13 protein-coding genes and 1 pseudogene are annotated in these 7,107 nt (G+C 62.6%); 9 read left to right on the forward strand and 5 right to left on the reverse strand.

Annotated elements, in window-relative coordinates; translation table 11 throughout:
- The 9 genes from tuf to G584_RS0111055 all read left to right on the forward strand — a co-directional run bounded on the left by tuf (position 1) and on the right by G584_RS0111055 (position 5,114).
- Positions 1 to 1,221 (forward strand): elongation factor Tu, encoded by a 1,221-nt coding sequence (tuf, locus tag G584_RS0111015; RefSeq protein ID WP_028493568.1) that lies wholly within the window; start codon positions 1 to 3, stop codon positions 1,219 to 1,221.
- 44 nt (positions 1,222 to 1,265) lie between these two features.
- Positions 1,266 to 1,430, forward strand: a complete 165-nt coding sequence (gene rpmG / locus G584_RS0111020) for a 50S ribosomal protein L33 (RefSeq protein ID WP_028494650.1) — start codon at positions 1,266 to 1,268, stop codon at positions 1,428 to 1,430.
- Positions 1,430 to 1,612, forward strand: a complete 183-nt coding sequence (gene secE / locus G584_RS0111025) for a preprotein translocase subunit SecE (protein WP_028494651.1) — start codon at positions 1,430 to 1,432, stop codon at positions 1,610 to 1,612. Before rpmG ends, secE begins: the two co-directional genes overlap by 1 nt.
- Positions 1,609 to 2,163 carry a transcription termination/antitermination protein NusG gene (gene nusG, locus G584_RS0111030; protein WP_028494652.1) on the forward strand — a complete coding sequence of 185 codons (555 nt, stop codon included), beginning with the start codon at positions 1,609 to 1,611 and terminating at the stop codon, positions 2,161 to 2,163. Before secE ends, nusG begins: the two co-directional genes overlap by 4 nt.
- A gap of 44 nt (positions 2,164 to 2,207) precedes the next feature.
- Positions 2,208 to 2,651 carry a 50S ribosomal protein L11 gene (gene rplK / locus G584_RS0111035; protein WP_028494653.1) on the forward strand — a complete coding sequence of 148 codons (444 nt, stop codon included), beginning with the start codon at positions 2,208 to 2,210 and terminating at the stop codon, positions 2,649 to 2,651.
- Positions 2,644 to 3,333, forward strand: a complete 690-nt coding sequence (gene rplA / locus G584_RS0111040; protein WP_028494654.1) for a 50S ribosomal protein L1 — start codon at positions 2,644 to 2,646, stop codon at positions 3,331 to 3,333. The genes rplK and rplA overlap by 8 nt, the downstream gene beginning before the upstream one ends.
- Before the next feature lie 199 nt (positions 3,334 to 3,532).
- Positions 3,533 to 4,054 (forward strand): 50S ribosomal protein L10, encoded by a 522-nt coding sequence (gene rplJ / locus G584_RS0111045; protein ID WP_028494655.1) that lies wholly within the window; start codon positions 3,533 to 3,535, stop codon positions 4,052 to 4,054.
- A 10-nt stretch (positions 4,055 to 4,064) separates the two neighbouring features.
- Positions 4,065 to 4,442 carry a 50S ribosomal protein L7/L12 gene (gene rplL / locus G584_RS0111050; protein WP_028494656.1) on the forward strand — a complete coding sequence of 126 codons (378 nt, stop codon included), beginning with the start codon at positions 4,065 to 4,067 and terminating at the stop codon, positions 4,440 to 4,442.
- Between the two features lie 90 nt (positions 4,443 to 4,532).
- A complete protein-coding gene (locus G584_RS0111055; RefSeq protein ID WP_028494657.1) occupies positions 4,533 to 5,114 on the forward strand; it encodes a UbiX family flavin prenyltransferase in 582 nt (193 codons plus the stop codon).
- On the opposite strand, the gene G584_RS12265 is transcribed toward G584_RS0111055, so the two are convergent.
- The 5 genes and pseudogenes from G584_RS12265 to G584_RS0111080 form a co-directional block, all read right to left on the reverse strand.
- Positions 5,111 to 5,542, reverse strand: coding sequence for a GNAT family N-acetyltransferase (locus G584_RS12265; protein ID WP_051209274.1), 432 nt, complete (start codon positions 5,540 to 5,542; stop codon positions 5,111 to 5,113). The genes G584_RS0111055 and G584_RS12265 overlap by 4 nt on opposite strands.
- Positions 5,539 to 5,862, reverse strand: a complete 324-nt coding sequence (locus G584_RS0111065) for an ArsR/SmtB family transcription factor (RefSeq protein WP_028494658.1) — start codon at positions 5,860 to 5,862, stop codon at positions 5,539 to 5,541. The genes G584_RS12265 and G584_RS0111065 overlap by 4 nt, the downstream gene beginning before the upstream one ends.
- Positions 5,859 to 6,491: a methyltransferase domain-containing protein gene (locus G584_RS12270; RefSeq protein WP_051209277.1), complete on the reverse strand. Its 633-nt coding sequence runs from the start codon at positions 6,489 to 6,491 to the stop codon at positions 5,859 to 5,861. The genes G584_RS0111065 and G584_RS12270 overlap by 4 nt, the downstream gene beginning before the upstream one ends.
- Positions 6,492 to 6,509: 18 nt before the next feature.
- Complete coding sequence (locus tag G584_RS12735) at positions 6,510 to 6,686, reverse strand: hypothetical protein (protein WP_157626426.1); 177 nt, start codon at positions 6,684 to 6,686, stop codon at positions 6,510 to 6,512.
- A gap of 99 nt (positions 6,687 to 6,785) precedes the next feature.
- Positions 6,786 to 7,107, reverse strand: a pseudogene (locus tag G584_RS0111080) (integrase core domain-containing protein); the annotation flags it as partial.

The following is a 7,107-nucleotide window of genomic DNA, read 5'->3' on the forward strand; positions in this document are numbered from 1 at the left end:
ATGGCCAAGGGCGAGTTTATCCGTACGAAGCCTCACGTGAACGTGGGGACGATTGGGCACGTGGACCACGGGAAGACGACGTTGACTGCGGCGTTGACGTTTGTTACGGCGGCGGAGAACCCGAATGTGGAGGTGAAGGACTACGGGGATATAGACAAGGCGCCGGAGGAGCGTGCGCGGGGGATTACGATCAACACGGCGCATGTGGAGTACGAGACGGCGAAGCGGCACTATTCGCACGTGGATTGTCCTGGGCACGCGGACTACATCAAGAACATGATTACGGGTGCGGCGCAGATGGACGGGGCGATTTTGGTGGTGTCGGCGGCGGACGGGCCGATGCCGCAGACGCGGGAGCACATTTTGCTGGCGCGCCAGGTGGGGGTGCCGTACATTGTGGTGTTTATGAACAAGGTGGACATGGTGGACGATCCGGAGCTTTTGGATTTGGTGGAGATGGAGGTGCGGGATCTTTTGAACCAGTACGAATTTCCTGGGGACGAGGTTCCGGTGATTCGGGGGAGCGCGTTGTTGGCGTTGGAGCAGATGCACCGGAATCCGAAGACGCGGCGTGGGGAGAACGAGTGGGTGGATAGGATTTGGGAGCTGTTGGATGCGATTGACGAGTACATACCCACGCCGGTGCGGGATGTGGACAAGCCTTTTTTGATGCCTGTGGAGGACGTGTTCAGCATTACTGGGCGTGGTACGGTGGCGACGGGGCGGATTGAGCGTGGGAAGGTGAAGGTTGGGGACGAGGTGGAGATTGTGGGTTTGGCTGCTGAGACGCGGCGGACGGTGGTGACGGGTGTGGAGATGCACCGTAAGACGCTGCAGGAGGGGATAGCTGGGGACAACGTAGGTTTGTTGCTGCGGGGTGTAAGCCGGGAGGAGGTGGAGCGGGGGCAGGTGCTGGCGAAGCCTGGGAGCATTACGCCGCACACGAAGTTTGAGGCGTCGGTGTATGTGTTGAGGAAGGAGGAGGGGGGTAGGCACACGGGGTTTTTTTCTGGGTACCGTCCGCAGTTTTACTTTCGGACGACGGATGTGACGGGGGTGGTGCAGCTGCCGGCTGGGGTGGAGATGGTGATGCCTGGGGACAATGTGACGTTTACGGTGGAGCTGATCAAGCCGGTGGCGTTGGAGGAGGGGTTGCGGTTCGCCATTCGGGAGGGTGGGCGGACCGTGGGCGCCGGCGTGGTCACCAAGATCCTAGAGTAATCTTAGGGGGCGGCTAGCCGCCCCTCGGGGAAAGGAGGCGACCCATGGCCAGCGAGGTCCGCATCAAGATCCTCTTAGAGTGCACCGAGTGTAAGCGCCGCAACTACGCCACCGAGAAGAACAAGCGCAACACCCCCGGCAAGCTGGAGCTCCGGAAATACTGCCCCTGGTGCGATAAGCATACGGTGCACAGGGAAGTGAAGGCCTAATGTTTGCCCGGATTGTTCGCTACTTTCAGGAGGCCCGGGCCGAGCTCGCCCGGGTCACCTGGCCCACGCGGGAGCAGATTGTGGAGGGCACCCAGGCCATCCTGGTCTTCACCCTGGTGGCCATGGTGGTCTTGGGATTTTACGATCTCGTCTTCCGGTTCCTGATAGGGCTTGTGCGATGAGCATTGAATGGTACGCGGTCCACACCTACGTGGGGCAGGAGGAAAAGGCTAAGGCCAACCTGGAGAAGCGGGTTAAGGCCTTCGGCTTGGAGGACAAGATCTTCCAGGTGCTTATTCCCACGGAGGAGGTGGTGGAACTCCGCGAGGGGGGTAAGAAGGAGGTTGTTAAGAAAAAGCTCTTCCCCGGATACCTCTTTGTGCAGATGGATCTGGGGGACGAGGAGGAGCCCAACGAGGCCTGGGAGGTGGTGCGGGGCACCCCGGGCATAACCGGCTTCGTGGGGGCGGGGCACAAGCCGGTACCCCTTTCCCCGGACGAGGTGCGGCACATCCTGGAGGTGTCGGGGCTTTTGGGCAAGAAAGAGGCCCCCAAGGCCCAGGTGGCCTTCCGGGAAGGGGATCAGGTCCGGGTGGTTTCCGGCCCCTTCGCGGACTTTACCGGCACCGTGACCGAGATCAATCCGGAAAAGGGCAAGGTCAAGGTCATGGTCACCATCTTCGGGCGCGAGACCCCGGTGGAGCTGGATTTCTCCCAGGTGGTCAAGGCTTAGGAGGCGTTTGCACCCCCAACTTGGGGGGAGCCTAGGAGGGAAAAATGAAGAAAGTCGTTGCTGTGGTGAAGCTTCAGCTGCCGGCTGGCAAGGCCACGCCGGCGCCCCCGGTGGGCCCGGCTTTGGGCCAGCATGGGGCCAACATCATGGAGTTCGTCAAGGCCTTCAATGCGGCCACCGCCAACATGGGGGACGCCATCGTCCCTGTGGAGATCACCATCTACGCCGATCGTTCCTTCACCTTCGTCACCAAGACTCCGCCTGTCAGCTACCTGATCCGCAAGGCGGCGGGGTTGGAGAAGGGGGCTCAAAAGCCCGGCCGGGAGAAGGTAGGCCGCATCACCTGGCAGCAGGTTCTGGAGATCGCCAAGCAGAAGATGCCCGACATGAACACCACCGACCTCGAGGCTGCCGCCCGCATGATCGCGGGATCGGCCCGCTCCATGGGGGTGGAGGTGGTGGGCGCCCCGGAGGTGAAGGATGCCTAAGCACGGCAAGCGCTACCGGGCCCTTTTGGAGAAGGTGGATCCTACCAAGGTCTATACCATCGACGAGGCCGCTCGGCTGGTGAAGGAGCTGGCCACGGCCAAGTTTGACGAGACCGTGGAGGTCCACGCCAAGCTGGGCATCGACCCTCGAAGGTCCGACCAGAACGTGCGCGGCACGGTTTCCCTCCCCCACGGCCTGGGCAAGCAGGTGCGGGTGTTGGCTATCGCCAAGGGGGAGAAGATCAAGGAGGCCGAGGAAGCCGGGGCCGACTATGTGGGCGGGGAGGAGATCATCCAGAAGATCCTGGATGGCTGGATGGACTTCGATGCGGTGGTGGCCACCCCGGACATGATGGGGGCCGTGGGCTCCAAGTTGGGGCGGATTCTGGGCCCGAGGGGGCTTCTGCCCAACCCCAAGGCGGGTACCGTGGGCTTCAACATCGGGGAGATCATCAAGGAGATCAAGGCGGGCCGCATCGAGTTCCGCAACGACAAGACCGGGGCCATCCATGCCCCCGTGGGCAAGGTGAGCTTTCCCCCGGAGAAGATCGCCGACAACATCCGGGCCTTCATCCGGGCCCTCGAGGCCAGCAAGCCCGAGGCGGCCAAGGGAACCTTCCTGCGCTCCGTCTACGTGACCAGCACCATGGGGCCCAGCATCCGCATCAACCCCCACTCCTAAGGGCCTTGGGGGCCTGGCTTGACGCCAGGCCCCCCGCCTTTTAAACTCCTCTATGGCACCCCGGGCGCTAGGGCGCCCAGGCCAAAGACAGCGGGGGGCTTGAGGCCTTAAACATCCCGCCGAGGCGCTTGCAGGGGGAGCGTTTCGTAGAAATCCCGAAAAGTCGGCTGGGGTTCCCCTGCCCCAAAGGGAGGAAGGCGTGCCCAATAAGCGCAACGTTGAGCTTCTTGCCACCCTCAAGGAGAACCTTGAGCGGGCCCGGGGCTCCTTCTTTCTGGTGAACTACCAGGGGCTTTCCGCCAAGGAAACCCATGCCTTGCGTCAGGCCCTGAAGGAGAAGGGGGCCAGGCTCTTCGTGGCCAAGAATACCCTGATCCGCATCGCCCTTAAAGAGCTTGGCCTGCCCGAGCTGGATGGCCTTCAGGGGCCAAGTGCCCTGGTCTTTTACCAGGACCCGGTGGCTGCGGCCAAGGCCCTTTCGGAGTTCGCCAAGAACAATCCCAAAGGCGTTCCCGAGGCCAAGGGTGGGCTTTTGCAGGGCCAGGTGCTTTCGGCCAAGGACGTGGTGGCCCTGGCGGAGCTTCCCACCATGGACGAACTCAGGGCGGAGCTTTTGGGTGTGTTGCAGGCGCCCATGGCGGAACTCGTGGGGGTCCTGGGCGGTGTGGCCCGCGAGCTGGTAGGCATCCTGGAGGCGTACGCGGAGAAAAAGGCGGCGTAGGAGGTGGAAGATGGCTTTGGACATCGAACGCATCAAGGAAGAGCTTTCTCAGGCTACGGTTTTGGAACTCAAGCAGCTCATTGACGTGCTTAAGGAAACCTGGGGCGTGACGGCGGCAGCCCCGGTGGCGGTGGCGGCGGCCCCTGCTGCGGCCCAAGCTGCGGCTCCCGCGGAGGAGAAGACGGAGTTCGACGTGATCCTCAAGGATGCCGGGGCCAAGAAGCTGGAGGTCATCAAGGAGCTTCGCGCCATCACCGGTCTGGGCCTGAAGGAGGCCAAGGACCTGGCCGAGAAGGGCGGCCCCATCAAGGAGGGCGTCTCCAAGGCCGAAGCCGAGGAGATCAAGAAGAAGCTCGAGGCCGTGGGCGCGGTGGTGGAGCTCAAATAAGCCTCCGCTTCCACGGGGTGCCCCCCAGGCCCAAAGGGCCTGGGGTTTTTGCGTGGGAAACCACGGGAAGCCTTCGGAATTGGGGATAGCATGGAAGCCATGGCGGAGCTTCCCCGGGTGGTGGTGGGCTTGACGGGGGCTAGTGGCATGCCCTATGCCCTGGACCTTTTGGAAACCCTGCAGGGCCTTGCCGAGGTGCACCTGGTCTTAAGCCAGGGGGCCAAGCGGGTCTTGTGGGAGGAGATGGGCCTGAGCCCGAGGGATCTCTACCCCTTGGCCAGCCGGGTGTATAAGGACGGCGACCTCGGTGCCCCCATCGCCTCGGGTTCCTTTCGTACCCAGGGCATGGTGGTGGTACCCTGCTCCGCCAGCACCCTTAGCAAGATTGCCCTGGGCCTGGCGGATACCCTCCTCACCCGGGCGGCCTACGTGCACCTGAAGGAAAAGCGCCCCCTGATCCTGGTGCCCCGGGAAGCTCCCCTGCCCCTTCCTACCCTTAGGGCCATGGTGCAGGCAGCGGAGGCCGGAGCCTTGATCCTTCCGGCGAGCCCTGGCTTCTACCACCGGCCCAAGGAGATCCGGGACCTTCTGGGCTTCATCACCCAGCGTATCCTGGACCACCTGGGCTTGAGCGCTGAGCGGGCTCCCCGCTGGGGAGAGGGGATTGGTTAGGTCTTGTCTTCAAAAACCATGCGGAAAAGTCGGGCCGAGGCCGGGCAAGCTCCTTGGAACTCTTGTGAGGCAAGCAGGGGTGGAGGAGCCATTTGGCGCGGTACCTCGGCAAACCCTTCCCGGACGAGCAGTTCGGAGATGGTCTGGCTAAGGGCGTAGGCCTCCTTAAAGCCTCGGCTCTTCACCTCGTTTATCGCAAAGCGGAGGAGGCGTAGCCCTAGTCCCCGTCCTCGGAACTTCTTGGCAACCACCAGGGACCGGAGGAGGGCGAAGGGAGGGTAGCCCTCGTAGCCCACAAGGCCCAGGGGGTGTCCCTCCTCCTCCAGGAGGAAGAGGCGGGCTGCTTCCAAGCCTTCCAAGGGGAGGTTGGCTTCTTGGAGGAGGGCCCGGGCTGTTCCCCACTCCCTGGGAAGAAGTGGGCGGATCACGGTTCCTCCTTAAGGGCCAAGTCTTTCAGATACTGGGCCAGGGCCAGGACGGACTCTGGATTCAGGCGGTAAAAGACATGCCGCCCTCGTTTTTCTGCCCGCACCAGCCCAGCTTGAACCAGCCTGGCCATGTGGTGGCTCACGGTGGGTTGGCTGAGGTGGAGGTAGGCCTCGAGGTCACAGGCGCATACCTCTCCTGGCAGGCGGCAGCAGCTGGGTTCAGGATTGCGTAGGAAAGCCAGGATGCGCAGGCGCACCTCGTCGGCCAAGGCCTTGAAGGCCTGGGCCAAAGCCTCTTCGCTAGGAGGATGAACCGTCATGGTTTCACCGCTCGGACCACAGCTGGGTAGAATCCTCCCAAAGCTCCAGGGGGTTCCAGGGGATACACCGAAATCTCGATGAAACCGGCTCTTTCCAGGAGGCTTTGGTAAACGTCCCAGGCTTCTGCCCCATCCCGGCAGGCGGCCCAGCCTTCCTTGGAGAAGCCTTGGGGCCGGGAGCCGTGGCGTAGGACATCGGCCAGGACTAGGTGTCCCCCCTGCCGTAGCACCCGGAAGGCCTCGGCGAAAACCCGGGCCTTGTCTTGGGAGAGGTTCACCGCGCAGTTGGAGATCACCCGGTCCACGCTGAGGTCAGGAAGAGGTAGGGCTTCCATCTTGCCCACGTGGAATTCCGCCCAGTGTATTCCCTGGGCTGCTGCTTGGGCCCGGGCATGGGCCACCATGGTTGGGGTCAAGTCCACGCCGATGGCGCGCCCCGTAGGCCCTACCGCTTTGGCAGCTGCCAGGGTCTCGTGACCAGGCCCCGAACCCAGATCTAGCACCGCAAGACCCGGAGCCAAATCCACGTGTTGCAAAAGATCGCCGCAACCCAAGCCCTGGGATCCGCAACACCCGCCTTCTTCCAGTCGCCGGGTGTAGTAATCGATGAGGTAGCGTTCCAGTTCCATATCCACGCCTTGCCCTTCCTAGGGGCAGCAGGCCGCGGGGCAGCAGGGAGCAGGCAAGGCCGGTTCACCCGGGAGTTCGCGCAGGGGTTTTTGGGCCTCTTTAAGAAGCCGGGCTTGGGTTGCCTCCTCCTGAAGGATCTTGATCCGCCTCTGGGCCTCTAAGAGGAGCAGGTCGCCGTTCAAAGGGTAGTGCATAGGTCTTCCTTTCCGTCCCTTTGGGGACCTTTTCACCCTACCATATAAATCGACACATGTCAATTCCTTGTACTCGGCCACGACATTTGAGACACCTTAGGGAACCGACCCCTCCCGTATCTTAGCCAAGAACTCCAAGGGAGCAAGGCCACCCAGGGCCACGTGGGGTCTCCTGCGGTTGTAGTAGTCCAGGTAGGCATTAAGCTCCACCTGTAGCTCGCTAACCCTCGTGGGCAAGGGTCGGGTGTAAAACTCTTCCCTAAAAGTCCGTTGCAACCGCTCCACGTGCCCGTTAAGCCTAGGACTCCGGGGAGGCAGCACAAAAAGAGCGATGCCCAGGCCTTGGCACGCTACCTCAAACTCCGCCATGAACTCGCTACCCCCATCCACCTGTACCGCTCGGATAGGAAAAGGAGCCTGG

It is taken from the genome of Thermus antranikianii DSM 12462 (assembly GCF_000423905.1).
In the GTDB taxonomy this organism is placed as follows: domain Bacteria; phylum Deinococcota; class Deinococci; order Deinococcales; family Thermaceae; genus Thermus; species Thermus antranikianii.